Here is a 26,178-nt window from a genome sequence, read left to right as displayed (position 1 = left end):
GTCACTTGTCCTTCTTCTTGTACATGGCCAGCATGCGCTGGGTGACGAGGAAGCCGCCGAAGATGTTGACGGCGGCGAGCACCATGGCGACGAAGCCGAAGCCGGTGGCAAGGCCGGACGCGGCGATGCCGACGGCAAGCAGCGCACCCACCACGATGACCGAGGAGATGGCGTTGGTCACAGCCATCAGCGGCGTGTGCAGGGCCGGCGTCACCGACCAGACCACGTAGTAGCCGACGAAGATCGCCAGCACGAAGATGGCAAAGCGGAACACGAACGGGTCGATCACCCCGCCAGAGGCAGCGTGCGCCACCCCGCCGGCGGCGTCCGCCGCCCCTTGCGCGTTGGCCAGTTCCTGCACGCCGAGCCGGACCGCGGCCACCGCCTGGTCGAGCTGGTCGAGCGCTTTTTCGAGAGCCGTCTGTTCCATCACGCATCTCCCCCGGAGATCGACTTGGCTGATTTCTTGGCAGCAGCCGGTTTCCTGGCGGCGGCCGGCTTGTCGGACTTGGCGGCCTTCTTCGCCGCGGGCTTGGCAGCAGCGCCGTCGGTCGCCGGATCGTCGCCGCGGTTCTGGCCCGCAACGATCGGCTTGGGCTTGTCCGCCGCCGCGGCTGCGGCCGCATTGGCGAAGTTGGGGTGCACCACCTTGCCGGCGTCGGTCAGCATCGTCGCCTTGACCAGCTCGTCGTCGCGGTTGATGGCGATCTTCTTGGCACCCTTGTCGATCATCGTCTCGAGGAAGGCGAACAGGTTCTTGGCGTAGAGCAGCGAGGCCGACGCCGCGACCCGGCCCGGCACGTTGAGATGGCCGACGATCTTGACGCCGTTGCCGGTGGTCACGACCTTGCCGGGGACAGCGCCCTCGACATTGCCGCCGCGCTCGACCGCGAGGTCGACCAGCACCGAGCCCGGCTTCATCGCAGCGACCATCGCCGCCGACACCAGCTTCGGCGCCGGACGGCCCGGGATCAGGGCCGTGGTGATGACGATGTCCTGCTTGGCGATGTGCTCGGCGGTCAGCGCCGCCTGCTTCGCCTGGTACTCCTTGGACATCTCCTTGGCGTAGCCGCCGGCGGTCTCGGCCTGCTTGAACTCGTCGTCCTCGACGGCGATGAACTTGGCGCCCAGCGAGGCGACCTGTTCCTTCACCGCCGGACGCACGTCGGTGGCGGTGACGATCGCGCCCATGCGGCGGGCGGTGGCGATCGCCTGCAGGCCGGCGACGCCGACGCCCATGATGAACACCTTTGCCGCCGGCACCGTGCCCGCCGCCGTCATCATCATCGGCAGGGCGCGATCGTATTCGGCCGCCCCGTCGACCACCGCCTGGTAGCCGGCGAGGTTGGCCTGCGACGACAGCACGTCCATCACCTGGGCACGGGTGATGCGCGGCATGAACTCCATGGCAAAGGCCGTCACGCCGGCCTTGGCCATCGCCGCCACGGCCGCCTCGTTGCCATAGGGATCCATCGTGGCGAGCACCGCGGCACCCGCCTTGTAGCCCTTGAGCTCGGCCTCGCTCGGCCGCCTGACCTTGAGCACGACATCGGCCTTCGCGGCATCCGCCGCTTTGCCGATCCTGGCACCCGCCGCCTGGTAGTCGGCATCGGTGATGCGCGACAGGGTGCCGGCGCCTGTCTCGACGACCACCTCGAAGCCAAAGCCGACGAGGCGTTTCACCGTCTCCGGCGAACCGCCCACGCGACCCTCGTTCGGGTCAGTTTCCCTCGGTATGAATATTGCCTGGCCCACCGCTACGTCCTTTCGGTTGGAACCTTACCAAACGTAAAGTGCCTGACGCGAAAAGTTGCGTCGGCCTCTACCAACGAAATCCGCACGGGACGGGACCGGAGGCCGGCGTCCCAGAAATCACATCGAAGTCGCGCCCGCCGGGCGCGCAGGCAGCATCGGCACACGCCGCCGGTCCGCATTCAGGTCGTTCAGAGCGAAGACTGCCTGTTCCAACCCTACCCCTTCTGGAGGGGATTCGAGCGGACGCGGAAAACCCGCGGCTGCGCGGAGAAAATGTCAGGTAATATGGGTCGGCACGTCGCGGAGCAGATAGCCGCCGACGGCGCAGATGATCAGAAACAGCACCGTGGACGAGAAGAAGCCGGCGGGCGTGAAGAAGCCGAAGGCCATCGCGACGATCAGTGCCACGCAGACCAAGGTGCCGTATTTCGCCAGGGTGATGAAGGTCGAATAGGTTTTCTCGTGCTCGGCGTAGTCCATATCTGCGCCAAGTTCGATCGGGCCGGTCGGCGTGTGGTCAGCCATGAGAGTCCCCTCCGGAATACGAGTTCAAGGGCACATAGCGAAATGCGCGCGGCAGGGCAATGGAAAGATTGCCTTTCGCCGTGTGACAAGAATATCAACGGATTCTCGGGCAATCACCGCACATATCGACGCAGGGGCTCAGGCGAGCCAGCGCTTGCGCCGCTTGTAGTGCTTGACGTTGCGGAATGATTTTCGCCCTTCGCCGCCAACGCCGAGATAGAATTCCTTCACATCCTCGTTCTCGCGCAACGCCCGTGCTTCGCCGTCGAGAACCACGCGGCCGGACTCGAGGATGTAGCCGTATTTGGCATAGCGCAGCGCCACCCCGGCATTCTGCTCGGCGAGCAGGAAAGACACCCCCTGCTCCTCGTTGAGCTTCCTGACGATCTCGAAAATTTCCTCGACCAGTTGCGGCGCAAGCCCCATCGACGGCTCGTCGAGGAGAATCATCTTCGGCCGCGACATCAGCGCCCGGCCGATGGCCACCATCTGCTGCTCGCCGCCCGAGGTGTAACCCGCCTGGCTCGTGCGCCGCACCTTGAGGCGCGGGAAATACTCGTAGACGAGGTCGAGGTCGGCGCGCACGGCGGCCTTGCCGTCGCGGCGGGTGAAGGCGCCGGACAGGAGATTGTCCTCGACCGTGAGATGGCCGAAGCAGTGGCGGCCCTCCATAACCTGGATGCAGCCGCGCCGGACGAGCTGGTTGGGTGACAGCGCCTGCACCTGGTCGCCGTCGAAGACGATGGTGCCCTTGGTGACCTCGCCGCGCTCGGCGAGCAGAAGGTTGGAGATCGCCTTGAGCGTGGTGGTCTTGCCGGCGCCGTTGGCGCCCAAAAGCGCGGTGATGCCGCCGGCCGGCACCGACAGCGAAACGCCCTTCAGCACCAGGATGACATGGTCGTAGATCACCTCGATGTTGTTGACCGAGAGGATCGGCGCCTGGGCATTCTTCGGCTCGAGGTCGGAACTGGCCTTGCTCGTCATCGTCGTCCTCTCGTTCATCGTCTTGCCGCCTGCCGACCAGCCTCTCCCCGCGGTGGCGGGGAGAGGCTGCAGGCGAGAGGCGCCGCTACGCCCAAATCGGAGGAGCAGTTCGGGCGATGTCCCGGCCCCTCGCCTGTTCAAGTTTCGCCCGTCCCGTCTGTGGAACGGGCGGCAGCATTACATCTTGCACTCTTCGTTGACCGGCCAGGGCGCGTTGGCCTCGGCGTATTTCTTGGCCTCGGCCTCGACGAGCGGCGCGATCATGTCCTGGTCGGCCGACAGAAGATCGGAGACCTTGACGAACTTCGTGCCGTCCCACTGCAGCATCCAGGCGCCGGCGTGGCCGGCATGGTTGTTGCAGGCGGTGGAGAACGGCCCGATCATGCCGGCCATGCCGATCGAGGCGAGCCTGGCCTCGTCGAGCTTGAGGTTCTCGAGGCCCCAGCGCAGCTGCTCGGCATTGACCACCTTGGTGCCGAACTTCTCCTGCGCGGCCTTGATGCCCTCGACGGTGAACATCGAGATCAGCACGCCGCGCTGGTAGAACACCCAGTCGAACTCGCCGGCGCCGATCTGCGACTTGCCGGCGTCAACCACGTATTTCTTGATGTCCTGCATCACCTGCGAGTTGGAATCGGGCAGGCTCCACGACAGCGAGCGATAACCCTTGCCCGCCTCGCCCACCGACTTCATGTCGCCGTCATGGCCGGACCACCAAATGCCGACGAACTTGTCCATCGGGAACTTGGTCTTGACCGCCTCGGTGACCGCGCCGACATTCATCGCGCCCCAGCCCCACATCAGCACGAAATCCGGGCGCTCGCGCCGGATCTGCAGCCACTGCGCCGACTGGTTCTGCATCTCCTTCACGCCGACGGGGATCGGCAGGAAGGTGAAGCCGTATTTGTCGGCATAGGCCTTGAGCAGCGGGATCGGCTCCTTGCCGTAGGGCGCATCGAGGTGCAGCAGCACGACCTTCTTGCCCTTGAGGTTCTCGACATTGCCGTCTGAGATGCTCTTCAGGATCATCGAGGCGCCGTCCCAGTAGGTGGCCGGCGGATTGAAGGCCCACTGGAAGACCTTGCCGTCGGTCATCGGCGAGAAGCCGTAGCCGGGGGCGAGGATCGGCACCTTGTCGACGTTGGACTTGGGCAGCACCTGCAGCGTGATGCCGGTCGACCAGGGCTGGGTGACGATGCTGGTCGCCTTGGTCTTCTCGTAGCACTCGGCACCCTTTTCGGTGTTGTAGCCGGTCTCGCACTCGTCGTAGTTCAGCTTGACGCCGTTGACGCCGCCGTCGCGCTCGTTGAGCATCTGCATGTAGTCGCGCTGGCCGTTCATCAGCGGCGTGCCCGTCGCCGCGAACGGCCCGGTGCGGTAGGACAGGTTGGTGACGTTGATCACGTCCTCCGCGGCGAACGCCGGCACCGCAAGCGCGGTGCCGACGAGCAACGCCACCGGCAGCAGGGTCTTCTTCAGGAACGTCTTCATTCTGGTCTCCTCCACTTGGTCGCTTTTCCCGTTCGGATCGGGTCGACCGCCCCGTCTCGAAGGCCGCCCCGGCGTCAGTGCGGGAACGGCCACATGATGAGTTTCTCCCGGATGATCGCCCAGAAGCGGGCGAGCCCGTGCGGTTCGATGATCAGGAACGTGATGATCAGCGCGCCGATGGTCATGGTGTTGAGGTGCTCGACCGTTGCCGAGCTGACCGGCAGGCCGAGTGCCGCCGGCAGGGCGCTGATGACGACCGGCAGCGCCACGATCAGGATGGCGCCCAGGAAGTTGCCGAGGATCGAGCCGAGGCCGCCGATGATGGCAATGAACAGCACGCGGAACGACAGCGGGATGTCGAACAGCACCGGCTCGGCCGCGCCACGCCACAGGAACACGAACAGCGCGCCGGAGACGCCGACGATGTAGGACGACACCGCGAAGGCCGACAGCTTCGCCTTCATCAGGTTGATGCCGACGAGCTCGGCGGCAATGTCCATGTCGCGCACCGACTTCCAGATGCGGCCGACGCGGCCGCGGGTGATGTTGATGGCCAAGAAAGTGACCAGCGCGACCACGCAGAGCACGAAATAGTACTGCACCACCGCGCTGGCATTCGGCCCGGCGACGGTGACGCCGAACATGTCGATGTTGGGCACCTGGATCGCGCCCGACGAATTGTAGTTGTAGAGCCAGGCCCACTTCTCGAACAGCCAGACCAGGAAGAACTGCGCCGCGAGCGTGGCGATGGCGAGATAGAAGCCCTTGATCCTGAGCGACGGCAGCCCGAAGGCGACGCCGATGGCCGCCGAGAAGAAGCCAGACAGCGCGATCGCCACGACGATGTTCATCTCAGGGAAGATGCTGACCAGCTTGTAGCAGGCATAGGCGCCGACGCCCATGAAGGCGCCGGTGCCGAGCGACAGCTGCCCGGCGAAGCCAGTCAGGATGTTGAGCCCCAGCGCCGCCAGCGCATAGATCAGCACCGGCACGAGCAGCGCCTTGAAGACAAACTCGCTGGCCGTCATCGGGAAGACGACGAAGGCAAGCAAGAGGATGAAGCCGAGCAGCAGCGCGTCCTGGCGAACCGGGAACAGCGCGTGGTCGGCATGGTAGGAGGTCTTGAACTGGCCGGCTGTGCGGTAGAGCATGGTCTCACACCCGCTCGATGATGCGTTCACCGAACAGGCCCTGGGGCCGGAACAGCAGGACGATGAGGGCGAAGACGAAGGCGAACCAGGTCTCGGTGTTGCCGCCGAGCAGCGGCTGACCCCAGTAGATCTCGAACAGCTTCTCCAGAACACCGATGGCGATGCCGCCGACGATGGCGCCGAGCACGGATTCGAGCCCGCCCAGCATCAGCACCGGCAGCGCCTTGAAGGCGATGACCTCGAGCGCGAAGGAGACCCCTGCCCGCGCGCCCCAGACGATGCCCGTGGCCAGCGCGATGACGCCGGCGATGAACCAGACCAGCACCCAGATGGTCGATAGCGAGATGCCGACCGAAAGCGCCGCCTGGTGGTCGTCGCCGAGCGCCCGGATGGCGCGACCCATCTTCGAGCGGTTGAGGAACAGGATCAGCCCGGCGACCAGGAGCACCGCGCCGATGACGGCGGTGACGTCCTTCTGCTCGATCGAGACGAAGCCGCCGAAGGGCTCGAACTCGAAGCTGCCGGTGGGAATGAACAGTTGCTCGGTGATCATCACCTTGTTCTCGCCGCCGAAGATGAGTTCGCCGAAACCGACGAGGAACAGCGTGATGCCGATCGTGGCCATGAAAAGGATGATGTCGGGCTGGTTGACCAGCGGCCTGAGCACGACGCGCTCGATGGCGACCGCGAGCGCGAACATCACCGCAAGCGTCATCGGCACGGCGAGCAGCGCCGGCACCCCCTTCTCGTGCAGCCCGACAAGTGTCAGCGCCGCGAACACCACCATGATGCCCTGGGCGAAATTGAAGATACGCGAAGACTTGTAGATGAGCACGAAGCCGAGCGCGATCAGCGCGTAGAGCACGCCGGCCACCAGGCCCTCCCACAGCACCTGGATAAGGAAGTCGGGCGCACCGAACATGTCGCCGAAGGGCTTCACCAGGATGGAGTTCAGGAGATCCATGACGACGGCTCCGTATCTAGGGTCGGCAGGGGTGGTTCATTGCCACCCCGAGACGGTGAGGAAGAGCGTTCAAACATGCCTGCGCCTCAACCCGACAATTGCGGGAACAGGCCAATGAGGCCGACGACGATGAGGTAGATGGCGACGATGTAGTTGAGCAGCCTGGGCATCACGAGGATCAGGACGCCGGCGATCAGCGAGATGAGCGGTGCGATCGGAACCATCATGGAAGCCTCCTCAATGTGCGACGCCGAGATAGGCGTCGATGACCTGCTGGTTTGACTTGACCTCGTCGGGCGGGCCGTCGGCGATCTTCTTGCCGTAGTCGAGCACGACCACCCGGTCGGAAAGGTCCATCACCACGCCCATGTCGTGCTCGATCAGCGCGATGGTGGTGCCGCGTTGCCGGTTCACGTCGAGGATGAAGCGGCTCATGTCCTCCTTCTCCTCGAGGTTCATGCCGGCCATCGGCTCGTCCAGCAGCAGCAGCGACGGCTCCATGGCGAGCGCGCGGCCGAGCTCGACGCGCTTCTGCAGGCCGTAGGGCAGCTTGCCGACCGGCACGCGCCGGATGTGCTGGATCTCGAGGAAGTCGATGATCTCCTCGACCACGCGGCGATGCTCGATCTCCTCGGCGAGCGCCGGGCCGTGCCAGAGCATCTGCCAGAACAGGTTGCGCCGCATCAGCACCGAGCGGCCGGCCATGATGTTGTCGAGCGTCGACATGCCCTTGAACAGCGCGACGTTCTGGAAGGTGCGGGCGATGCCCTGGCGGACCGCGTGGTGCGGCTTCATCGCCCTGCGCTCGCGGCCGCGGAACACGATCGTGCCCTGCTGCGGCGTGTAGAAGCCGTTGATGACGTTGAGCATCGACGTCTTGCCGGCGCCGTTGGGCCCGATGATGGCTCGGATCTCACCCTTGCGCACGTCGAAGGAGATGTCGGTGATGGCCTTCACGCCGCCGAAGGACAGCGAGACGTTCTTCACCTCCATCAGGAGACCGCCGGGGGCGATGCCATCTTCGGCCGCGGCGGCTTGCGGGCTGGCGTGGATGTTCATTCCGCAGCCTCCCGCATGACCGCGCCCTTGGCGCCGAAGGTCCTGACGTCCATGATCTGGACCGTCGCCTTGATGCGGCCCTTGCGGCCGTCCTCGTAGGTCACCTCGGTGTCGACGAACTTCTCCGTCGAGCCGTCGTAGAGCGCCTCGATCAGCGGCGCGTAACGGTCGGCGACGAAGGCGCGGCGCACCTTCATGGTCCGCGTCAGCTCGCCGTCGTCGGCGTCGAGTTCCTTGTGCAGGATGAGGAAGCGCTTGATCTGGGCGCCCGCCATCATCGGCTCGCGCGACAGGCGCCGGTTGGTCTCCTCGACGTTGCCGGCGATCATGCGATAGACCTCGGGGTGGCCGGCGAGCTCCTGGTAGGAGGCATAGGCGATGTTGTTGCGCTCGGCCCAGTTGCCCACCGCCTGCAGGTCGATGTTGACGAAGGCGGAGGCGAAGCCGCGCCCGTCGCCATAGGCGACCGCCTCCTTGATGTTGGGGAAGAACTTCAGCGTGTTCTCGATGTATTTGGGTGCGAACAGCGCACCCGTCGCGAGCTTGCCGACGTCCTTGGCGCGGTCGATGATCCTGAGCTGCCCGTCCTTGTCGAAGAAGCCGGCGTCGCCGGTCTTGACGTAGCCGTCCTCGGTCATCGCCTCCGCGGTCTTGTCGTCCTGGTTGTAGTAGCCGGAGAACTGGCCCGGCGAGCGGAACTGCACCTCGCCCGCGTCGGTGATGCGGATGTCGACGTTGGGCGCCGCCGGCCCGACCGTATCGGCGCGCACCTCGCCGTCCTTCTGCACCGTCACATAGAGAAAGGCCTCGGTCTGGCCGTAGAGCTGCTTGAGGTTGATGCCGAGCGAGCGGAAGAACGAGAACAGGTCCTGGCCGATCGCCTCGCCCGCGGTGTAGGCGACGCGGATGTTGGAAAGGCCGAGCACGTTCTTGAGCGGACCGTAGACCAGGAATTCGCCGATGCCGTAGGCAATGCGCCCGGCGAGCGGCACCGGGCGGCCCTCGAGGATGGCTTCGCCGTATTTCTTCGCCACGCCGACATAATGGGTGAACATCTTGCGCTTCAGCCAGCCGGCATCCTCCATGCGGATGGTGACGCTGGTGAGCAGCCCCTCGAAGATGCGCGGCGGCGCGAAATAGAAGGTAGGGCCGATCTCGCGCAGGTCCTGCGCCACGGTCTCGCTGCTCTCGGGGCAGTTCATCGAGAAGCCGGCAACGTAGCCCTGCGCGTAGTTGAGATAGTGATCGCCGACCCAGGCGAGCGGCAGATAGGCCAGCACGCTGTCATTCTCGGAGAGGCGATCGAAGACGGCGGTGTCGCGCGCGGCGCCGACCGCGTTGACGGCCTTGATCATCACGCCCTTCGACCGGCCGGTGGTGCCGGAGGTGTAGAGCATGACCGATATCTCGTCGCCGGACGCGTCGCGGACGGCGCCTTCCCAGGCGTCGCCGAGCGCGGGGCTGGCGGCGAGCAATGCCGCCCCCTGCTGCTGGACCTTGCCGAAATCGTGCAGGCCCTTGTGATCGTAGTCGCGCAGGCCCCGCGGCTCGTCGTAGATGACGTCGGTCAGGGCGTGGATCTCGCTGGCGAAGGAGCGGATCTTGTCGACCTGCTCCTGGTCCTGGACGACGGCGAAGCGCACGCCCGCATTGTCGAGCACATAGGCCAGTTCCTCGGCCACCGCGTCGGCATAGACCGGCACGGGCACGGCCCCGAGGGACTGGGCGGCGGCGAAGCTCCAGTAGAGCCTGGGCCGGTTGGCGCCGATGATGGCGATGCGGTCGCCACGCTCGAGGCCGAGCGCCTGCAACCCGATGGCGAAGGCGCGGATCTCGGCCAGCTGCTCCTTCCAGGTCCAGCTTTGCCAGATGCCGAAGTCCTTGTGCCGCATGGCGGGGCGGTCGCCGAACCGTTCGGCGTTGAGCAGCAGGAATTTCGGGAACGTATCCATGCCGTCGGCATGCGCCGATGCACCCATGCGCCAGTTCCTCCCGCTTGCCGCATCTTTGGCGGTCGAGCGGGGCATTCTGGCAGGATGCGCAGGGGCGGCAAGCCCGTCCTTAGCATAACGGCCTGCGTTGCCGCCTGCATGGTGGACATCCGCGCGCGCGGCGATGCCGGCATCGGTCAATGCGAGCTCCTCCCTTTCTGCTGCGGAGTTTTCTCCGTCTGCCCGGCGTCGCGCGCCGGCTTTGATTGGGGTGAGGCTATGCGCGAAGGCGGTGGGCGATCAACGCGCCGCTTGACAGACAGGACGGCAGGTTGTCTTTTAAATGCGCGGTCCCCGCGCCACGTCTCCTGACACCCCCGACAGCAAGACGAGTTGACCCCTCAAAGGGTCGCTATGCGCCGTAGTCGCCCAGCCTTTCGGCGTCGACGACGTAGATGCGGCCATGTTCGGCGCGCAGCAGGCCTTCCTGCTCGAGTTCCTGCAGGCTGCGGTTGGCGACCGGCCGCGACACGCCGGCGAGCAGCGCGATCTCCTCCTGGGTGATCTCGACCAGGCTCTTCACATGCGGGTTCAGCACCGGATTGCACAGCCAGGACAGGTTGCGCGCCACCTTGGCCTTGGGGTCGAGCAGCCGCTCGTATTCGGTCGAGGCGATGAATTGCGCCAGCCGCTCATTGAGCTGGCGGACGAGAAACCGGTTGAAGCCGACGCTGTTCTCGGTGAGCCAGAAGAAGGTGGCCCGGTTCATCAGCAACAGATGCGTGTCGCGCAGCGCGACGAGATCGTATTTGCGCTGCTCGTCCTTCAGCACCGAGCCCTCGCCGAACCAGCCGCCGGCGCCAAGGCCGGCGAAGGTGATCGCCTTGCCGCTGCGGGCAATCGAGCTCATCTTGACCAGGCCGGTGACGATGCCGCCCCAATAGTCCCAGCGGTCGCCGCGATGGCAGATGTAGCTGCCCTTGACGAAGTGCTTCTCGGTCACGCCGCGGGTGGCGCGCTCAAGCTCGTCCGCCGCCAGGTCGCGCGACCAGACTGTGCTTCGGACGAGTTCGCTGCGGGATGTCATCGGCCCTCGGAATCGCCAGGCTTCGCGCGTCCCGGCATCGCCAACTTATGGGCGCGGCCGCCTGCCATGGCAAGGCGCAGCGGCAGGGCCGCTCACGCCGCCTCGCGGTAGTATTTCGCCGTCGGAAGAATTGTCAGCGGCGCAAGCTCGCCGACCGCCGGCCTGCCGAACATCAGTCGCTGCTCCATCGGCGTCGACTTGAAGAACGGGAAGCGCTTGAACGAACGCTCGCGTATGGCGTTCACGTCGGCACGGTAGAGCACAACCTTGTAGTTCAGGCCGGGATATTCGCGCAGCTCGCCGATCTGCTCCGACTTGTAGATGCGGCGATAGAACCCGGAGTGCTCCGGCCTGATCGTCGAAAGGCAATATGGCGTCTCGAAATAGAAGCAGGCCATGCCGGCAAGGCGAAGCGTCAGGTAGGGAATCTGCGGATAGACTCGCGACCAGTCGGGGTCTGCCGCGAAACGGCTCGGATCGACGAAGGTGGTTCCGGCCGCCAGCTGTGGATGCAACACGTCGCCATAGACCGTCGTCGACGGTGACAGCGGGGTCTCGCGGCACGCATGATGGATGCGCAAGGTGCTGACCAGGTGGCCGTCGATATAGATGCCGAACTTGTAGCAGTTTTCCACTTCGTCCAGGTTGTCATGGATCGTGTGGTCGGCGTTTTCCGACACCATGTCGCTCAGGCGATACGACTTGTAGCGCAGGCGGTAGATGTCTTCGAGGTCCTCGCCCTTGTCGCAGCGGCGATATTCGGTCCTCTCGAGCAAACTCGAAACGTGACTCGCAAACGACGAATCGGCTTCGGACTCACTGCTACTCTTGACGCCGGCGTCACCGCCGGACGTCGCTTGATGGATGGTCATGGCTTTCCCCGTACTTCCGCCCTGGCAGAAGGGTAGCGCGGACCCTCATGATGTAAAGATGAAAATAAGACAGTTCTCGTTTACCTTCCGTTAAGGTTAATAATTAACGGAAAATTAAGCATATTCTCGCGTTAAGCTTCCAGCGATGAAGAAGGTCAGCGGTTGGCGGCCTTGCGCGCCCGGCTCAGGTCCTGCGCGAACGGCCAGACCGTGTTGGACATCGTCTCTATGCCCGATGACGACAGTGCCGAACCGAACAGGAAGCCCTGCACCAGGTCGGGCTGCACCGCGACGGCCAGGATCTTGAGCTGCTCAAAGGTTTCCACCCCTTCCACGGTCACCGTCAGCCCGAGCGGGCGCGACAGGTCGACTATACCCTTGAGCAGCTGGAGCGAGCGCGGGTTCTGCGCCACGTCCGCCAGGAAGCTGCGGTCGATCTTGACCTTGTCCAGCGGCAGCTTGTGGAGGTAGCTCAGGCTGGAATAGCCGGTGCCGAAATCGTCGAGCGCGATGCGGATGCCGATGGACTTCAGCTCCTCGACATAGGCCCGCGTCTGCGACTTGTCGTCGAGCAGTGCCGTTTCGGTCACCTCGATCTCCAGGCGATTGGCCGCAAGACCGGAAGCGGCAAGTGCTGCCCTCACCTTGTCGACCACATCGCGGCTGCGGAAGTCCTTGGCCGAAAGGTTCACCGACACGCTGATCGGGGCAGGCCACTTCGAGCATTCGGCACAGGCCGCCTGCAGCACGAAGGTGCTGATGTCGGAGACGATACCCATCTCCTCGGCCAGCGGGATGAAGGTCGAGGGCGACACCGGGCCCAGGTCCGGATGGTCCCAGCGGCAGAGCGCCTCGCAGCTGGCGATGCGCATGGTGCTCATCGAAACGATGGGCTGGAAGACCACGCGCAGGGCGCCGGCTTCGATCGCGCTCCGAAGATCGGCCTTCATCATCTGGCGGTTGCGGAAGGCCGCGTCCATGACCGACTCGAACAGCTGCCAGCCGTTCTTGCCCATATCCTTGGCCTTGTAGAGGGCAAGGTCGGCCTTGACGATCATCGTGTCGACGTCGGAATCGCGAACCCGTGCGAGCACGGCGCCGCCGCTGGCCTGGATGCGCAGGACATGTCCGGCGACGTCCACCTCACCTTGCATGGCGGCGAAGATGCGGTCGAGCATCGATCCCAGATGCGCTTCGCTGTCGACCTGGTCGAAATAGATCATGAACTCGTCGCCGCCGAAGCGGCTGACCTTGACGTCTTCGCTGGCGAAGACGGCGAGCCGCTCGGCGACCGCGTAGATCAGGCCGTCGCCAACGGGATGGCCGAGCGTGTCGTTGACGCTCTTGAAGTCGTCCAGGTCGAGGACTGCGAGCGCACAAAGCCTGTCGCGGTCGCCGGCGAACATGCATTCGTCGACGACCTCGTGGAAATAGGCGCGGTTGGGCAGGCCGGTGAGGCTGTCGTAGCGCGCCATGAAGCGGATCTTCTCCTCGGCGGCCACACGTGCGGTCACGTCCTCGAACGTGATGACGCCGAGTTCCTGGCTGCCCTCGCGGGCCGAAAACTCGAGGAACCGCCCGTTCGACAGCGACACGAGCACCTTGCGGTCCCTGCCTTCGCGCAGCGCCCGCGTCAGTTGCGCCTCGATGTAGCGGCAATCCTTCAACGCCAGCTGGCCGGCGGCGACGCCGCGCATGAGCAGGCCGTGGATCGACCGCCCGAGCAGCGCCTCCGGCGCGCGCACCGACATCAGGTGCGCGGCCTCGGCATTGGCGACCGCAACGCGGCCGTCCGGGCCTAGCATCACCAGGCCGTGCGACATGGTGTTGAGTGCGCGATTGAAGCGCTGGGCCAGGCGGTTGGCCTTCTTCTCTTCCGACACGGCGGTGAAAAGCACGTCGCGCACGGTGTCGGCGAACTTGCGGATCGCATAGAGGAACGGCGCGGACAGCAGCCCCAGGAAGACATGGTAGAAGTCGCCGCGCAACAGGAAACCCAGGGAGATGGCCCAGGTCATGGTGACGGTGAGGATCACCACCATACGCGGCGATCCATAGTTTCGGCCGGCGATCGACGTGGCCGAAGCAAGCGTCACGCACACGGCGGCAATCTCGGCGAACGGATCGTAGGCGAAGTAGATGCCCGCCAGACAGAACGCGCCCAGCACCAGGCCGTGCAACGACCCATACAGGATGTAGTCGTTCTCGCGCTTGCGCGCTTCTTCCCAGGTGGTGGCTGCCGGCAAGCTGTTGTATTTGCGGAAATTCCGCAGGCGCAATGTGCCGACGAGCAGCATGCAGAGCGCGATGACGAGGTAGAGCGGGTGCGCCGTCTTCCACCAGACGACGACCATCAGCATCGTCTGGGCGATCATACCAACGGCAAGCGTCGAGCCATCGCGGAAAAGCGTTTCCACGAACGGAATGTAGACGTCGACTGGTATCTCGTTGTTTTTTCTGCGCACGTCCGGAGCCCACATGGCCGACCCAAGCACTGGCACATGCGCCTTAAGAAAGGCTTAGAAAGCCCGTTTCCGAAGGGTTCCGCAGTCCCCGGGCAACCTGCCAGGAGCTGTAATCTCGAGTTCAGGTAAACAAGTCGTATCGGCTATTCGGCAGCCTGCAGATCTTCGCGCCGCGGTGCCTGCCGCAGGCGTTCGACCAGCCGGGCGCGTTCGCCGGCGGCCTTGTCCATGCTCGCATGCTTGACATGGCCGTAGCCCCGGACGAGCTGCGGCACCGAGGCGAGCGCTGCGGCGGCCTCGACGTTGCCTGGGACGATCGAGGCGCGGATGAGGTCGAGGTCGGCCTCGTAGGCGGCGAGCAGCTCGCGCTCCGATCGCCGTTCGGCGGTGTAGCCGAAGACGTCGAACACCGTCCCGCGCAGGCCCTTCATCGCCGCGAGCAGCCTGAACGCCTTCATCATCCACGGGCCGAAGCTCGACTTGCGCGGGCTGCCGTCCGCACCCTTCCTGCCGAGGATCGGCGGCGCGAGGTGGAACTCGAGCCGGTCGTAACCCTGGAACTGCTTCGACAGCTCGCGCTGGAAGGTCCCGTCGGTATAGAGCCGCGCGACCTCGTATTCGTCCTTGATCGCCATCAGCTTGAACAGGCTGCGCGCCGCAGCTTCGGTGACCGCGGTCGAGCCCGGCGCAGCGCCTGTTTCCGCCGCGCGGATGGCTGCGACGCGGGTCCTGTAGCGGTCCGCATAGGCGGCGTCCTGATAGGCGGCCAGGAATTCGGCGCGACGCGCAACCACCTCGTCGAGGGTTTGCGCAACGGCACGTTCCTCGCCGTGGCCGGATCGCTCGACCATGGCGCGGACGAAGCCGGGCTCATGCGCGGCGCGGCGCCCCCAGCGGAAGGCCGTGACATTCATCGCCACCGCCTCGCCGTTGAGTTCGATGGCGCGTTCGACCGCCTCGGCCGAGAGCGGCAGGCCGCCATGCTGGAAGGCGAAGCCGAGCATGAACATGTTTGCGCCGAGCGAATTGCCGAAGAGTGCCGAGGCGGTGCGCGTGGCGTCGAAGAAATGCGCGTTGGCCTCGCCCGCCGCCGCGCGGATCGACTTCTTCAGCCGCTCCGTCGGCAGCGAGAAGTCCGCCAGACGTGCGAATTCGCCGGGCATGATCTCGGCCGTGTTGGCGACGAAGATGGTGTGGCCCTCGCGCGCCGCGGCCAGCACCTTCTTGGCGCCCGAGACGACGAGGTCGCAGCCGAGGATCAGGTCGGCCTTGCCGGCCGAAACGCGAATGGCGTTGATGTCTGAAGGCGTGGGCGCGATCCGCACATGGCTGAACACCGAGCCGCCCTTCTGGGCGAGGCCGGCCATGTCGATCATGCCGCAGCCCTTGCCTTCGAGATGCGCCGCCATGCCGAGGATCGCGCCGATGGTGACCACGCCCGTGCCGCCGACGCCGTCGATGATCGCCGCCCAGCCGTCGCGGTCGAGCGGGAATTGCCTCGGCGCGGGCACGCCTTCGAGCGGGTTGCTGGCGCCCGCGATGCCCTCGGCCTTGCGCAGCTTGGCGCCATGCACGGTCACGAAGGACGGGCAGAAGCCGCCGAGGCAGGAGAAGTCCTTGTTGCAGCTCGACTGGTCGATCCGGCGCTTGCGCCCGAACTCGGTCTCGACCGGCTGGATCGACACGCAGTTGGATTTGACGCCGCAATCGCCGCAGCCCTCGCAGACGAGCTCGTTGACGAACACCCGCTTGTCGGGATCGGGGAACGTGCCGCGCTTGCGCCGGCGGCGTTTTTCCGCGGCACAGGTCTGGTCGTAGAGCAGAACCGTCACGCCCGGCATGTCGCGCAGCTGGCGCTGGACGAAATCGAGATCGTCGCGATGATGGAAGGTGGTGCCGGCCGGGAACTGGCCGCGCCCGCCATACTTGCCCGGCTCGTCGGTGACGACGGCGATGCGCTCGACGCCCTCGGCCCGCACCTGGCGGGCGATCATGTCGACGGTGAGGCTGCCTTCGTGCGGCTGGCCGCCGGTCATGGCGACGGCGTCGTTGTAGAGGATCTTGAAGGTGATGTTGGCCTCGGACGCAAGCGCGAAGCGGATCGCCAGCGTGCCGGAGTGGTTGTAGGTGCCGTCGCCGAGGTTCTGGAAGATATGCTTACGCCTGGAGAACGGCGCCTGGCCGATCCACTGCGCGCCCTCGCCGCCCATCGCGGTGAAGCCGAGCGTGCTGCGATCCATCCACAGCGCCATGAAGTGACAGCCGATGCCGGCCCCGGCGATAGAACCTTCCGGCACCTTGGTCGAGGTATTATGCGGACAGCCCGAGCAGAAGAAGGGCGTGCGCCCTGCGACATCCCTGGTGTCGGCCAGCATCGCCTGGTACTGGCGCAGCCGGCTGACGCGGGCGGCGATTTCCTCCGACGGGCCGATGACCTTGAGCACGCGCTCGCCGATGGCAATGGCGATGTCGTTAGGGTCGAGCGCCCCCTTGGCCGGAAACAGCCAGTCGCCGCGTTCGTCTCTCTTGCCCACCACCTTGGGCTGCATGGAGGTGCCGTAAAGGTCCTCGCGCAGTTGCGTCTCGATCAGCGAGCGCTTCTCCTCGACGACGATGATCGTCTCCAGCCCCTTGGCGAAGTCGCGGATGTGCTCGAGGTCGAGCGGCCACGGGCAGCCGACCTTGAACAGGCGGATGCCGAGCTGGCCGGCGCGCTTCTCGTCGATGCCGAGATCGTCGAGCGCCTGGCGCACGTCGAGGAAGCTCTTGCCAACGGTGATGATGCCGAGCTTCGGCTTGCGGCCGCCGGAATAGACGATGCGGTTGATGTCGTTGACGCGGATGAAGGCCGCGGCCGCGGCGCGCTTGTATTCGTGCAGCCGCGCCTCCTGGCCGAGCTGGTCGAGCTCGTGGCGGATGTTGAGCCCGCCGGGCGGCATGTCGAACTCCGGCAGGACGATGTTCAGCCGGCCGGGCGAGGCGTCCACCGAGGCGGTCGATTCGATGTTGTCCTTGACGCATTTGATCGCCGCCCAGGTGCCGGCGAAGCGCGAAAGGGCGAAGCCGTACAGGCCGAAGTCGATCAGTTCCTGCACCCCTGCCGGGTTGAGGATCGGGATCATCGTGTCGACGAACAGGAACTCGGTCGCATGCGCGTTGGTGGAGGATTCGGCCGTGTGGTCGTCGCCCATCAGCGCCAGCACGCCGCCGTGCCTGGAGGAGCCGGCCAGGTTGGCGTGGCGGAAGACGTCGCCGGAACGGTCGACGCCGGGCCCCTTGCCGTACCAGACGGAAAAGACGCCGTCGTGCTTGCCCTCGCCCAGCAGCTCCGTCTGCTGCGAGCCCCAGCAGGCGGTGGCCGCCAGTTCCTCGTTGAGACCGGGCTGGAACACGATGTTCGAGCCGGCCAACTGCTGCTTCGCCCGCCACAGTTGCATGTCGAGGCCGCCGAGCGGCGAACCGCGATAGCCGGAGACGAAGCCTGCGGTGTCGAGGCCGGCGAGCCGGTCGCGCTCGCGCTGCATGAGCAGCATGCGGATGACGGCCTGGGCGCCGGACAGGAAGATGCGCTGCTTGCCGAGATCGAACTTGTCGTCGAGAGCGACGTCGTGGAGCGTCATGCGCATTTCCTGTGCCCGAACCGCCCGGGATTCGGCGCAGCTGACCTTGGGTAGCCTAGGGATAGCCTTTCCATGGGCGGCTGTCGCGTCAAACGAATGGCTTTCCAGCGCAAATGTTCTTGCGCCCGAACGGTGTGGACGCTCGTTCCTTGGCTTCGCCAGCCGCTCGTTTCAGGGAACGTGCGCGCCGTCTCCGTCGACGGTCACGATGCCGGGCAGGTCACGCCGCGGCCGCCGGGAAGCCGTCCGTCGGGATGGCCGGCCAGTGCCGGATTGGGATCGTAGAACGGCCCCACCACCAGCGGCCGGTCCGGAAGCGCCGACTGGTCCTGCGACGAGGCCATCGTCGTCTCGATGGTCTGCATCGGCGCACCCGCCGCATCCTCGATGCGAATCGTCACCTTGTAGGGCCGGTCCTTGGCGACGCATTCCAGCGGCGGGCTCTCGATCGTCACCTTCTGGCTCATCGGCCAGATCTTCTGCCGCACGACGATGCCGTCGCCTCCGGCGGGATTCTCGAAGCTCGCCACGGCGACCTCGCCGTCGCCGATCGGCTGCAGCGGCCTCAGCGTCACCATGTAGCGCACGGTCGCCACCCGATAGTTGAACACGAACAGGCGGCCGGAAATCTCGAAGTGCTCGCCCTCGCCGCCGCTGTCGCGGCAGCCGGCCAGGCCGAACAGCGCCAATGCCGCGAGGCCCAGCGCGATCCTGCGCAGACTAGGCATCTAGTGCCTCCCCCTTGCTGCGGCGGCGATAATGCCGCCTGGCCTTCTGGCGGTTGCCGCACACCGCCATGTCGCACCAGAGCCGGCTGCCGTTGCGGCTGCGGTCGAGGAACAGCCAGCGGCAATTCGGGCAGATGCGCAGGCGAGCGAGATTGTCCGACGCGAGCAGCGAGAGCGCCGACACGGCGAGCGCCGCCTCCAGCGCCAGCGGCTGTGCACCCTTCCCGAACGGCGCAGCCGCGCTGAACGTCTCGGCGACGCCGGCAAGCCCGTCGGCACAGGCGACGAGCAGCGGGGCCATGTCCGGGGCAGCAAATGCGCCTTCCGTCACCCCGTGCCGGAACAGCCTGTCCGTCGCCTCGCGGATGGCGATGACCTTGCCCGCGGCGGCGTGAGGGTCGGACACCGCAACCGCCCTGCCCTGAAGCTCGTCCGCCCGGTACTCGCTCGCCGCCGTGGCAAAACGCGCGATCTCGGCCGGCTCGGCGAAGCGGTCGAAACTCCGCTCCGCGTCGCCGCGCAGGACGACCGTGTTGGCCGCGTCGAGCGCGAGCGCGCCGCCGGAGAAGCGATGCCGTGTCCAGGAAACTGCCATAGTCCAAATCTAACTGGTAAACGCCATTTGACAAGTTAGATTTCAAGGCGCAACCTTTGCCGGCGCGGGATGAGCCCGCGCCGGTGCGCGCATGCTCTACTTCCTGCAACAGCTCCTCAACGGCGTGCACTCGGCTGCGATCTATGCGCTGCTCGCCTTCGGCTATGCGCTGGCGAATGGACTGCTCAAGCGCACCAACCTGGCGCATGGCGCGATCTTCGCCTTCTGCGGCCAGACGATGATCCTGGCCGCGGTCTACGGCTACCAGGTGCTGTGGCTGACGCTGCCGGCGACCGTCGCCTTCGGCATCGCGGTCGCATTCGCCTATGCCGCGCTGATCGGCCGCCTGCTGTCGCGCCTCGTGTTTGCGCCGCTTGCCGGCCACTCGCCGAACACGATCGTGGCGGCGACGCTCGGCGTGCTCATCGTGCTGATGGAGCTGACCCGCATCTCCGCCGACACCCGCGACTTCTGGCTGCCGCCGATGCTGGCGACGCCGGTCGCGTTCGCCTCCGGCAACGGCTTTGCCGCGACCCTGACGGTGATCCAGCTGGTCAACGTCGCGCTCGCGTCCGCGGTCGTCGCGGGCGGGGCGTGCTATCTCGCGCGGACGCGCTTCGGCAGGGATTGGCGCGCCATCGCCGACGACCCCCTGGCCGCCAGGCTGTGCGGCATCGACACCGCACATGTCTTCAACCGGACGGTGCTGCTGGGCGGCCTCTGCGCCGCTCTGGCCGGCGTGCTGGCGGCGCTCTACTACGGCAATCTCGGCTTCGGCGCCGGGCTCGTCTATGGTCTCAAGATCCTCTTCGTCACCGCTGTCGGCAGCTACTACGTACCGGCCCGCGCAGCACTCGGGGCCGCGGCCTTCGGCATGGCCGAGTCGCTGTGGGCGGGGTATTTCCCCATCGAATGGCGCGACGCGTGGATGTATGCGCTGCTCGCCGCCATGCTGGTCCTGACCGGCGATCGCAGGGACCAGCGCGCATCGGGCTGACCAGGCGCGCCTGCCGATTCGACTTTGGTTGAATGCCGCCGCGGCACGGCCCCTTTTTCCCCGATTAGCGGCGCTCATCGTCCTCGCTCACGCCGCTGATCGGTTGACGCGAAAGTGCCGGACCTGCATATCCTGTGTCAAAGATCGAAACGCGCCGAACAAAAATGGGGAATACGGCGCGATTACCAAAACATGGGAGATTCAGCCGTGCAGTTGGCCTTGGCCTTCATACGCGTGGTCGACGAATTGAGCCGGCGCGTCGGCATCGTCGCGATCTATCTGGTTTTGTTCGCGTCTCTCGTCAGCGCCTTCAACGCCATGTTTCGCTACAGCACCAGCGGCCTGATGTGGCTCGATCAGGCCCTGGGAACCACGGTGTTCACCGGGTTGCTGAACATCTACCGGCATAACTCCAACACGCTTTCGGAATCGCAGTGGTACATGTTCGCGGGCATGGTAATGCTCGGCGGCGCCTGGACGCTGAAGGTCAATGAACACGTCCGCGTCGATCTGCTCTACGGCTCGGTCAGCGAGCGGACACGGACCTGGATCGACTTGCTGGGCGGCATTTTCTTCCTGCTGCCGATGTGCGCGCTCATGATCTACTTCACCTGGCCCTGGTTCTGGCAGTCCTGGATAACCAACGAGGGTTCGAACCAGGCCGGCGGGCTGGCTCGCTGGCCGGTCAAGCTGATGGTGCCCCTCGGCTTCGGGCTGGTCGGCCTGCAGGGCATTTCCGAAATCATCAAATGCGTTCTTGCGTTGACGACCGACTATGTCCGCGAATTCGCCTACGAGAAGCCTGTTCAATGATCGAACTTCTCACCGAATACATGGCCCCGCTGATGTTCGTGGGCCTGATCTTCTTCATGGTCATCGGCTACCCCGCAGCATTCTCGCTCGCAGCAGTGGGCCTGTTTTTCGGGCTCATCGCCATCGAACTCGGCCTGATCGCGCCCGACTTTCTCGGCAACCTGACCTACCAGCTGTTCTCGGTACTCTCCAATGAACTGCTGCTTGCCATTCCGTTCTTCACCTTCATGGGCGTCATCCTGGAGCGGTGCGGACTGGCGGAAGACCTGCTGGAGGGCTTCGGCCAGCTCTTCGGCGGCGTTCGTGGCGGCCTCTCCTATGCCGTCATCCTTGTCGGAGCCATCCTGGGCGCCATCACCGGCACTGTTGCCGCCTCGGTCATCGCCATGGGGCTCATCTCCCTGCCGGTGATGACGCGCTACGGCTACAACGTTCGACATGCCACCGGCGTCATCGCCGCGTCAGGAACCATCACCCAGCTGATCCCGCCGTCGCTGGTGCTGATCGTGCTCGCCGACCAGCTGCAGAGGTCTCCCGGGGACATGTACATCGGCGCCACCGGCGCCAGTATCGTGCAGGTGCTGCTGTTTGCCGGCTGGGTTTTCATCCTGAGCATCTTCAGGCCGGATCACGTGCCCGCCCTTCCGCCGGAAGCACGAACGCTGCGTGGTTGGCCGCTCATCGTCAAATGCGCGCACGGCATGATCCCGTCGCTCGCACTGATCTTCGTGGTGCTCGGCACCATCTTCATGGGGCTCGCTACGCCCACCGAGGCAGGCGCAATGGGCGTCGTTGGCGCGATCCTGCTTGCATGGATGAACCGGCGGCTGAGCTGGAAGCTCATTTACCAGGGCATGGACATGACCATGCGCCTGACGGCGATGGTCGTCTTCATCCTGCTTGGCGCGCGCGTCTTCAGCCTGGTGTTCCAGGGCGTTGGCGGCAGCCATTGGATCGAAGGCATGCTGACGTCACTGCCGGGGGGCGTGGTCGGCTTCCTCGTCTTCGTCAACCTGTTCATCTTCGTAATCGCATTCTTCCTCGATTTCTTCGAGATCGCCTTCATCATCGTGCCGCTTCTCGCCCCGGCGGCGAGCGCCCTTGGCATCGACCTGATCTGGTTCGGCGTCATGATCTGCGCCAACATGCAGACCAGCTTCATGCATCCGCCCTTCGGCTTCGCGCTGTTCTACTTGCGCGGCATCGCACCGAAGACCATCAAGACCAGCGACATCTATTGGGGGGCGATCCCCTGGGTGGTGCTGCAACTGATCCTGGTCGGCCTGCTGATCGCCTTCCCGGGGATGGTAACGTACTTCCTGGATGCCAACGTCGTGCAGGACCTCGACAAGATCCAGATTCTGGTCCCGGGCGCGCCCGGCAGCGCAGGTGGCGGCCTGACGACCCCACCCGCTTTCGACCTGAATACGGCGCCGAAGTTCTAGCCGGACGCTCAAGGACAGTAGCGCCCGTTCCGATGCCATCGGAGCAGGCTCCAGACAGCCGGTTCGATCAGGCAAAAGAAAACCCCCGGGCGCCTGACCCGGGGGTTTCTTACTTGTCGATGCAGCCCGAGGTCAGACCTTGCCGGCGCGCTGCTGGACCATCATGAAGGTGTCGTAGTTGTATTCGGCGATCTGCGTCCACAGGAAGTAGTCCTTGCGGAATGCCTTGATCGAGTCCCAGATTTTCTTGAAGTTGGCGTTGTTCGCTTCCATCTCGGCATAGACCTCGTTGGCAGCATCGAAGCAGGCCGAGAGGATGTCCGGGCTGAACGGGCGCAGCTGCGCGCCCGACGCCACCAGCTTCTTGATCGCCGTGGGGTTCAGGAAGTCGTACTTCTGCAGCATGTTGGCATCGGTCGCGTGGGCCGCGGTGCGCAGCAGCGACTTGTAGGCGTTCGGCAGTTCGTCGAACTTTGCCTTGTTGAACATGAAGTGGACGGTCGGGCCACCTTCCCACCAGCCGGGATAGTAGTAATACGGCGCGATCTTCTGGAAGCCGAGCTTCTCGTCGTCATAGGGACCGACCCATTCGGCGGCGTCGATGGTGCCCTTTTCGAGTGCCTGGTAGATCTCGCCGCCCGGCAGCTGCTGCGGAATGACGCCGAGCTTCGAGATGACCGTGCCGGCGAAGCCACCGATGCGGTATTTCAGGCCCTGGAGGTCTTGGACCGTGTTGATTTCCTTGCGGAACCAGCCCCCCATCTGCACGCCGGTGTTGCCGCCGGGGAAGGCGACGATGCCTTGAGTCGCGTAGAACTCGTTGGCGAGATCGATGCCGCCGCCATGGTAATGCCAGGCATTCATTCCGCGCGCATTGAGCGCGAAGGGTACGGCGGACGGCAGCGCCCAGGTCGGGTCCTTGCCCCAGAAATAGTAGGAGACCGTATGGCAGGCCTCGACGGTGCCTGCAGAGACGGCGTCGGCGGCCTGCAGCGCGGGGACGATTTCGCCACCGGCAAAAGGCTGGATGGTGAAGTTGCCGTCGGTTGCTTCGGAAACGTACTTCGACAGCACTTCGGCACCGCCATAGATGGTGTCCAGCCCCTTGGGGAAGGACGACGTGAGGCGCCACGTGATCTTGGGGTTGGACTGAGCAATTGCCGGTGCCGCAAGTGTTGCAGCAGCGGCGGCCGCACCGACGCCGATCGTGCCGGCTTTCCTGATAAATGAACGGCGATCCATCAAAATCCTCCCATACTGGACCGAACGAGAATGCATGACGCCGGGGATATCTTTGGCCTCCCGCAACCAACGTCGCGGGCATCAATACACGGCCGATGATGCGAGTAAAGCGCGTGCCGGCCAGCTCTCGCCGATTGACGACACAAATCCTGCGGCCGCCGCGCGCGCCTAAAACTATAGTCTAACTCTTGTGTCGGGCGCTTGGCTGCACAATCAAACTTGCATTGGAAATGTGCCTTGGCTTCGCCTATTTTGTAGGCAAGGAAACCGCCTGTTTCTCAGAAGGACCAGAATCCAATCATGCGCCAGCCGCTCGTCGCCGTCTCGACCGATGTCAAGCAGTTCGAGAACTACACCTGGCATGCGGCGCCGCAGCAATATCTCGAGGCTGCGATCGCGGGTGCCGGCGTGTTGCCCCTGCTTGTCCCCTCCTTCGGCGACCGCCTCGATCTCGACGAGCTCCTGTCTTCCGTCGACGGCGTGATGCTGACCGGCTCGAAGTCGAACGTCGACCCCCGCCTCTATGGCGAGGAGGCGACCGACGCCAACGGCCCCTACGACTTCGCCCGCGATTCGACGACCATGCCGCTGATCCGCAAGGCGATCGAGCGCGGCGTGCCGCTGCTTGCCATCTGCCGCGGCATCCAGGAACTGAACGTGGCGCTGGGCGGTTCGCTCGCCACGGAGATCCAGGAGCGCGACGGCATCGACGATCACCGCGCCCCGGTCAGCGACAACCAGGACGAGCGCTTCGCCATCCGCCAGGTGGCGACCATCAAGCCGGGCAGCTGCCTTGCCGGCGTGTTCGGCACGGGCGACATCATGGTCAACTCGGTCCACCGCCAGGCGGTGGAGCGGCTTGGCTCGAAGCTCCAGGTCGAGGCCGTCGCACCCGACGGCACGGTCGAGGCCGTGTCGGTGCGCGACGCCCGCGCCTTCGCCGTCGGCGTGCAATGGCACCCCGAATACTGGGTGAAGTCCGACGACGTGTCGCAGCGCATCTTCAAGGCCTTCGGCGACGCCGCCCGCGCCCACGCGGTGGCGCGGCAGGCGGCAAGGACGGCGGCGGAATAAGCCGCGACCTTAAGCCGGCAGACCGTCTTCACCCCCCCCTCACCGGTTTGCTGTGCAAACCACCTCTCCCCCACTCCGTGGGGGCGAGGAACCCAAGTCCTGCGAGGTCGCTCCCTGTCCCGTCAGGTCGCATCCCGTTCTACAGGGGTCGCGCCCTTGAGGGCCGCAGCCTACGTGATTGGCGATTCCTCTCCCTCACGAAGTGGGGGAGAGGTGGCCGCGAAGCGGCCGGTGAGGGGGAATTGCAATCAGCTCCCGCGGCGTACTTCCGCTTCCGGGGTGCCGCGCTTCGGCTCAAGCCCGCTCTTTCGGCCTTCCGGTCGACTGGCGGACGTGCAGCTCGGGCTTGATGAGCTCCTGCGAGGGGCGCACCTGCTGGCCGTTGAGCTTGTCGAGCAAGGCGCTCGCCGCGCGACGGCCAACCTCGCGCTGGCCGTTCCACACCGTGGTCAGCGCCGGCGTGGCGATCTGGGCTTCCTCGAGGTCGTCGTAGCCGGTGACGGATGCGTCGATGCCCGGCACCAGCCCGGCGCGGGCGATGCCGTTCATCAGGCCGATGGCGACGAGGTCGTTCCAGCAGCAGGCCGCGGTCGGCTTGTCCTTGAGCGCCAAAAACTGTCCTGCCGCCTCGAAGCCGCCCTGCTTGGTGCGCGGCCCGGCGATGCGCCACCACGGCATGACCTCGAGGCCCGCCGCCTGCATGGCGTTGAGATAGCCCTGATAGCGGTCGCGGCCGGTCGACGTCTGGTCGGTGCCGCCGATCATGGCGATGCGCTTGTGGCCGAGCGAGATCAGGTGGTTGGTGGCGAGCGCCGTGCCGTAGGCATCGTCGCCGCGGAAGACCGGGACCTCCGCACCATCCACCGAACGCGCGATCAGCACCGCCGGCAGGCCGTTCTCCTCGGCCATGATGATGTCCTCGGCCGGGGTGCCGATCGCCGGCGACATGATCACGCCGTCGGCGCCGAGCTGCAGGAGCGTGTCGACGAAGGTGCGTTGCTTTTCCAGCTGGTCGTAGTGGTTGGACAGGATGAAGGTCTGGCCGCTGCGGTCGAGTTCGCTCTCGATGGAGCGCAGGATCTCGGCATAGAACGGGTTCATGATGTCGTGGACGACGACGCCGACGATGCCGGACCGGGAGGTGCGCAGGCTGGCGGCGCGGCGGTTGTAGATGTAGCCGATCTCGCGGGCATGCTGCTTGATGCGGTCGCGGGTGACATCGGCGACCAGGGGGCTGTCGCGCAGCGCAAGCGAAACGGTGGCGGTCGAGACGCCGAGCGCGTCGGCGATCGTCGAGAGCTTGATCTTCTGGGCCAGCGGGGCCTCCATCCGCAAGCGTGAACGGACGGTCTTTTAAACCGTTTAAAGCCCTATGCCATT

General features: G+C 65.4%; 22 protein-coding genes. 4 read left to right on the top strand and 18 right to left on the bottom strand.

Going from position 1 to position 26,178, the window contains the following annotated elements; translation table 11 throughout:
• Nucleotide 1 precedes the first annotated feature (1 nt).
• The 16 genes from AmiPiv_RS06760 to AmiPiv_RS06685 all read right to left on the bottom strand — a co-directional run bounded on the left by AmiPiv_RS06760 (nt 2) and on the right by AmiPiv_RS06685 (nt 19,227).
• Nucleotides 2-430 (bottom strand): NAD(P) transhydrogenase subunit alpha, encoded by a 429-nt coding sequence (locus AmiPiv_RS06760; protein WP_340036570.1) that lies wholly within the window; start codon nt 428-430, stop codon nt 2-4.
• Nucleotides 430-1,755, bottom strand: coding sequence for a Re/Si-specific NAD(P)(+) transhydrogenase subunit alpha (locus AmiPiv_RS06755; protein WP_340036569.1), 1,326 nt, complete (start codon nt 1,753-1,755; stop codon nt 430-432). The genes AmiPiv_RS06760 and AmiPiv_RS06755 overlap by 1 nt, the downstream gene beginning before the upstream one ends.
• Before the next feature lie 276 nt (nt 1,756-2,031).
• Nucleotides 2,032-2,280, bottom strand: a complete 249-nt coding sequence (locus tag AmiPiv_RS06750; RefSeq protein WP_340036568.1) for an aa3-type cytochrome c oxidase subunit IV — start codon at nt 2,278-2,280, stop codon at nt 2,032-2,034.
• A 138-nt stretch (nt 2,281-2,418) separates the two neighbouring features.
• Nucleotides 2,419-3,264, bottom strand: a complete 846-nt coding sequence (locus tag AmiPiv_RS06745) for an ABC transporter ATP-binding protein (protein WP_340036891.1) — start codon at nt 3,262-3,264, stop codon at nt 2,419-2,421.
• Nucleotides 3,265-3,441: 177 nt separating this feature from the next.
• Entirely contained in the window at nt 3,442-4,755 is a 1,314-nt protein-coding gene (locus tag AmiPiv_RS06740) for an ABC transporter substrate-binding protein (RefSeq protein ID WP_340036567.1), read from the bottom strand.
• A 74-nt stretch (nt 4,756-4,829) separates the two neighbouring features.
• A complete protein-coding gene (locus AmiPiv_RS06735) occupies nt 4,830-5,906 on the bottom strand; it encodes a branched-chain amino acid ABC transporter permease (protein WP_340036566.1) in 1,077 nt (358 codons plus the stop codon).
• 4 nt (nt 5,907-5,910) lie between these two features.
• Complete coding sequence (locus AmiPiv_RS06730) at nt 5,911-6,870, bottom strand: branched-chain amino acid ABC transporter permease (RefSeq protein WP_340036565.1); 960 nt, start codon at nt 6,868-6,870, stop codon at nt 5,911-5,913.
• Between the two features lie 86 nt (nt 6,871-6,956).
• Nucleotides 6,957-7,097 carry a DUF3096 domain-containing protein gene (locus tag AmiPiv_RS06725; protein ID WP_340036564.1) on the bottom strand — a complete coding sequence of 47 codons (141 nt, stop codon included), beginning with the start codon at nt 7,095-7,097 and terminating at the stop codon, nt 6,957-6,959.
• Between the two features lie 10 nt (nt 7,098-7,107).
• Nucleotides 7,108-7,929 (bottom strand): ABC transporter ATP-binding protein, encoded by an 822-nt coding sequence (locus tag AmiPiv_RS06720; protein ID WP_340036563.1) that lies wholly within the window; start codon nt 7,927-7,929, stop codon nt 7,108-7,110.
• The gene (locus AmiPiv_RS06715; RefSeq protein WP_340036562.1) at nt 7,926-9,908 is read right to left on the bottom strand and encodes an AMP-dependent synthetase/ligase; all 1,983 of its coding nucleotides are present in this window, start codon (nt 9,906-9,908) and stop codon (nt 7,926-7,928) included. Before AmiPiv_RS06715 ends, AmiPiv_RS06720 begins: the two co-directional genes overlap by 4 nt.
• A 364-nt stretch (nt 9,909-10,272) precedes the next feature.
• Complete coding sequence (locus AmiPiv_RS06710) at nt 10,273-10,947, bottom strand: Crp/Fnr family transcriptional regulator (protein WP_340036561.1); 675 nt, start codon at nt 10,945-10,947, stop codon at nt 10,273-10,275.
• Nucleotides 10,948-11,039: 92 nt separating this feature from the next.
• Nucleotides 11,040-11,819 (bottom strand): N-acyl amino acid synthase FeeM domain-containing protein, encoded by a 780-nt coding sequence (locus AmiPiv_RS06705; protein WP_340036559.1) that lies wholly within the window; start codon nt 11,817-11,819, stop codon nt 11,040-11,042.
• 155 nt (nt 11,820-11,974) lie between these two features.
• Nucleotides 11,975-14,194: a putative bifunctional diguanylate cyclase/phosphodiesterase gene (locus tag AmiPiv_RS06700; protein ID WP_445206923.1), complete on the bottom strand. Its 2,220-nt coding sequence runs from the start codon at nt 14,192-14,194 to the stop codon at nt 11,975-11,977.
• 233 nt (nt 14,195-14,427) lie between these two features.
• Nucleotides 14,428-17,904, bottom strand: a complete 3,477-nt coding sequence (locus AmiPiv_RS06695) for an indolepyruvate ferredoxin oxidoreductase family protein (RefSeq protein WP_340036558.1) — start codon at nt 17,902-17,904, stop codon at nt 14,428-14,430.
• Between the two features lie 203 nt (nt 17,905-18,107).
• On the bottom strand, nt 18,108-18,632 hold the full coding sequence (locus AmiPiv_RS06690) for a hypothetical protein (protein WP_340036557.1): 525 nt from the start codon (nt 18,630-18,632) through the stop codon (nt 18,108-18,110).
• Nucleotides 18,625-19,227: a CGNR zinc finger domain-containing protein gene (locus AmiPiv_RS06685; protein ID WP_340036556.1), complete on the bottom strand. Its 603-nt coding sequence runs from the start codon at nt 19,225-19,227 to the stop codon at nt 18,625-18,627. Before AmiPiv_RS06685 ends, AmiPiv_RS06690 begins: the two co-directional genes overlap by 8 nt.
• 91 nt (nt 19,228-19,318) lie before the next feature.
• Between AmiPiv_RS06685 and AmiPiv_RS06680 the strand changes: the two genes are divergently transcribed.
• The 3 genes from AmiPiv_RS06680 to AmiPiv_RS06670 all read left to right on the top strand — a co-directional run bounded on the left by AmiPiv_RS06680 (nt 19,319) and on the right by AmiPiv_RS06670 (nt 22,482).
• Nucleotides 19,319-20,224 (top strand): branched-chain amino acid ABC transporter permease, encoded by a 906-nt coding sequence (locus AmiPiv_RS06680; RefSeq protein ID WP_340036555.1) that lies wholly within the window; start codon nt 19,319-19,321, stop codon nt 20,222-20,224.
• A gap of 207 nt (nt 20,225-20,431) precedes the next feature.
• On the top strand, nt 20,432-21,037 hold the full coding sequence (locus AmiPiv_RS06675) for a TRAP transporter small permease subunit (RefSeq protein ID WP_445206922.1): 606 nt from the start codon (nt 20,432-20,434) through the stop codon (nt 21,035-21,037).
• Nucleotides 21,034-22,482 (top strand): TRAP transporter large permease, encoded by a 1,449-nt coding sequence (locus AmiPiv_RS06670; protein WP_340036554.1) that lies wholly within the window; start codon nt 21,034-21,036, stop codon nt 22,480-22,482. Before AmiPiv_RS06675 ends, AmiPiv_RS06670 begins: the two co-directional genes overlap by 4 nt.
• A 132-nt stretch (nt 22,483-22,614) precedes the next feature.
• On the opposite strand, the gene AmiPiv_RS06665 is transcribed toward AmiPiv_RS06670, so the two are convergent.
• Nucleotides 22,615-23,724, bottom strand: a complete 1,110-nt coding sequence (locus AmiPiv_RS06665; protein ID WP_340036553.1) for a TRAP transporter substrate-binding protein — start codon at nt 23,722-23,724, stop codon at nt 22,615-22,617.
• 300 nt (nt 23,725-24,024) lie between these two features.
• Between AmiPiv_RS06665 and AmiPiv_RS06660 the strand changes: the two genes are divergently transcribed.
• On the top strand, nt 24,025-24,798 hold the full coding sequence (locus tag AmiPiv_RS06660) for a gamma-glutamyl-gamma-aminobutyrate hydrolase family protein (RefSeq protein ID WP_340036552.1): 774 nt from the start codon (nt 24,025-24,027) through the stop codon (nt 24,796-24,798).
• A gap of 294 nt (nt 24,799-25,092) precedes the next feature.
• Here AmiPiv_RS06660 and AmiPiv_RS06655 read toward each other — a convergent pair whose 3' ends face one another.
• Nucleotides 25,093-26,115 carry a LacI family DNA-binding transcriptional regulator gene (locus AmiPiv_RS06655; RefSeq protein WP_340036888.1) on the bottom strand — a complete coding sequence of 341 codons (1,023 nt, stop codon included), beginning with the start codon at nt 26,113-26,115 and terminating at the stop codon, nt 25,093-25,095.
• Nucleotides 26,116-26,178 lie beyond the last annotated feature (63 nt).

Origin of the sequence: Aminobacter sp. Piv2-1 (assembly GCF_037625995.1) — a bacterium.
GTDB lineage: Bacteria > Pseudomonadota > Alphaproteobacteria > Rhizobiales > Rhizobiaceae > Aminobacter.
The sequence above is the reverse complement of the archived record's forward strand: the minus strand, read 5'-3'. Positions and strand labels throughout refer to the sequence as shown.

What these genes read in the sequence shown, in the direction of transcription:
- AmiPiv_RS06760 (WP_340036570.1), bottom strand. Translation starts at nt 430, where the DNA reads ATGGAACAGACGGCTCTCGAAAAAGCGCTCGACCAGCTCGACCAGGCG.
- AmiPiv_RS06750 (WP_340036568.1), bottom strand. Translation starts at nt 2,280, where the DNA reads ATGGCTGACCACACGCCGACCGGCCCGATCGAACTTGGCGCAGATATG.
- AmiPiv_RS06745 (WP_340036891.1), bottom strand. Translation starts at nt 3,264, where the DNA reads ATGACGAGCAAGGCCAGTTCCGACCTCGAGCCGAAGAATGCCCAGGCG.
- AmiPiv_RS06740 (WP_340036567.1), bottom strand. Translation starts at nt 4,755, where the DNA reads ATGAAGACGTTCCTGAAGAAGACCCTGCTGCCGGTGGCGTTGCTCGTC.
- AmiPiv_RS06735 (WP_340036566.1), bottom strand. Translation starts at nt 5,906, where the DNA reads ATGCTCTACCGCACAGCCGGCCAGTTCAAGACCTCCTACCATGCCGAC.
- AmiPiv_RS06730 (WP_340036565.1), bottom strand. Translation starts at nt 6,870, where the DNA reads ATGGATCTCCTGAACTCCATCCTGGTGAAGCCCTTCGGCGACATGTTC.
- AmiPiv_RS06725 (WP_340036564.1), bottom strand. Translation starts at nt 7,097, where the DNA reads ATGATGGTTCCGATCGCACCGCTCATCTCGCTGATCGCCGGCGTCCTG.
- AmiPiv_RS06720 (WP_340036563.1), bottom strand. Translation starts at nt 7,929, where the DNA reads ATGAACATCCACGCCAGCCCGCAAGCCGCCGCGGCCGAAGATGGCATC.
- AmiPiv_RS06715 (WP_340036562.1), bottom strand. Translation starts at nt 9,908, where the DNA reads ATGGGTGCATCGGCGCATGCCGACGGCATGGATACGTTCCCGAAATTC.
- AmiPiv_RS06710 (WP_340036561.1), bottom strand. Translation starts at nt 10,947, where the DNA reads ATGACATCCCGCAGCGAACTCGTCCGAAGCACAGTCTGGTCGCGCGAC.
- AmiPiv_RS06705 (WP_340036559.1), bottom strand. Translation starts at nt 11,819, where the DNA reads ATGACCATCCATCAAGCGACGTCCGGCGGTGACGCCGGCGTCAAGAGT.
- AmiPiv_RS06700 (WP_445206923.1), bottom strand. Translation starts at nt 14,194, where the DNA reads ATGATCGCCCAGACGATGCTGATGGTCGTCGTCTGGTGGAAGACGGCG.
- AmiPiv_RS06695 (WP_340036558.1), bottom strand. Translation starts at nt 17,904, where the DNA reads ATGACGCTCCACGACGTCGCTCTCGACGACAAGTTCGATCTCGGCAAG.
- AmiPiv_RS06690 (WP_340036557.1), bottom strand. Translation starts at nt 18,632, where the DNA reads ATGCCTAGTCTGCGCAGGATCGCGCTGGGCCTCGCGGCATTGGCGCTG.
- AmiPiv_RS06685 (WP_340036556.1), bottom strand. Translation starts at nt 19,227, where the DNA reads ATGGCAGTTTCCTGGACACGGCATCGCTTCTCCGGCGGCGCGCTCGCG.
- AmiPiv_RS06680 (WP_340036555.1), top strand. Translation starts at nt 19,319, where the DNA reads ATGCTCTACTTCCTGCAACAGCTCCTCAACGGCGTGCACTCGGCTGCG.
- AmiPiv_RS06670 (WP_340036554.1), top strand. Translation starts at nt 21,034, where the DNA reads ATGATCGAACTTCTCACCGAATACATGGCCCCGCTGATGTTCGTGGGC.
- AmiPiv_RS06665 (WP_340036553.1), bottom strand. Translation starts at nt 23,724, where the DNA reads ATGGATCGCCGTTCATTTATCAGGAAAGCCGGCACGATCGGCGTCGGT.
- AmiPiv_RS06660 (WP_340036552.1), top strand. Translation starts at nt 24,025, where the DNA reads ATGCGCCAGCCGCTCGTCGCCGTCTCGACCGATGTCAAGCAGTTCGAG.